This is a genomic window from Acinetobacter sp. YH16031 (assembly GCF_013417335.1).
Classification (GTDB): domain Bacteria; phylum Pseudomonadota; class Gammaproteobacteria; order Pseudomonadales; family Moraxellaceae; genus Acinetobacter.
The window spans coordinates 1-1,454 of record NZ_VPED01000161.1; the positions used below are offsets into that span (position 1 = coordinate 1).

At 30.7% G+C, this 1,454-nt stretch carries 1 protein-coding gene and 1 pseudogene; both read left to right on the forward strand.

The features are described from left to right. Positions 1-222 precede the first annotated feature (222 nt). The gene (repM, locus tag FTV31_RS16855; protein WP_180015784.1) at positions 223-1,140 is read left to right on the forward strand and encodes a replication initiation protein RepM; all 918 of its coding nucleotides are present in this window, start codon (positions 223-225) and stop codon (positions 1,138-1,140) included. A 49-nt stretch (positions 1,141-1,189) separates the two neighbouring features. Then, positions 1,190-1,454 (forward strand): annotated as a pseudogene (locus FTV31_RS16860) (hypothetical protein); the annotation flags it as partial.

Below are 1,454 nucleotides of genomic sequence, written 5' to 3' on the forward strand. Positions count from 1 at the left end.
AGTTTTTAAATGCTTTTAGAACATGAAAAAATATTATAAATAAACTACTTAATGGTCTATAAAGATAGGTTTAAGGGGTTATAAAGATAGGTTTAAGGGGTTATAAAGATAGGTTTAAGGGGTTATAAAGATAGGTTTAAGGGGTATTTGAATAGTTAAATTATTGACTATTTAAAATAGCCGGTATATAACCTATGTAGATTAATAAATAAGCTTAGAATTGTGACAAATACTAATAAGTTAGTTGTAAAAGATAATGCTCTGATTGATGCTTCATTCAATTTATCATTGATAGAACAAAGAATAATGCTTCTAGCTATAGTCGAAGCTAGAGAATCACAAAAGCTTTCCCCTGATACCCCGATAGAAGTATCAGTGAGTGACTATATTCATCAGTTTAAAGTCGATAGTAATAATGCTTATGCCTTGCTTAAAGATGCTGCTAGGACATTAAAACGAAGAGAATTTAGTTATCTAGATAGGTATAAGGGGATAGAGGCTCTTTCGACTGCCAATTGGGTTAATAAAGTAACGTATGTTGATAATAACGGTTTGATTGTTTTATATCTAAGTCATGAAGTAATTAGCTTAATAAGCAAATTGAGTGAGCAATTTACAAAATACTATATCGAACAAGTTTCAGACTTTAAAAGTAAATATAGTATTCGCTTATATGAACTTATTATTAAGTGGTTAAGCGTTACTAAGACAGAAAAATACAGCATCAATGACTTGAGATCAAAGCTTGGACTTAGTGTTGAAGAGTATTCAACTATGTCTAATTTCAAATCCAATGTCTTAGACAAAGCAATTAATGAAATTAACAAACATACTGATATAAGTGTTGATTATCAACAGTTTAAGAAAGGTCGAGTTATCACTGATATTCAATTTTCTATAAAGTCTAAAGCTCGACCTTCTAAGCAAACTAACTCTCTCAAACAGTCTTTTTATCAAATGAGTGACTCACAAATTAACTTATTTGGAAATCAATTATCTCGCCTACATGAACTGTCTCATTTAGCAAATCAAGGTGAAAGCTATGAAGAGTTAGCCATTAAAATTAAAGATATGCTCAGAGATCCAGTACAACAAAAACAACTTCTTCCACATCTTAAAGATCTAGGTTTTAACGTTTAAGTACATTACAGTTCATGTAATGACGGACTAAAACCATAATTAAAGAACTATGCCTAAATTTACTGTTGCGGAATTAGCTAAAAAATATGGAGTTGCTCGTACATCAATTTATGATCGTATGAAGAATGGTTCTATCAGTTATGAAATAGATGCTAAAAATAGAAAAGTAATTGATCTTAGTGAAATGCAACGTGTTTACGGTACGCCTGATAGTCAGGCTGACAGTAAGTCAGACAGTACGAAAACTGATAACACTACAATTGATTTGTACAAGCAATTAATTGAAGAATTAAGACATGATAAGTTAGTTGCAG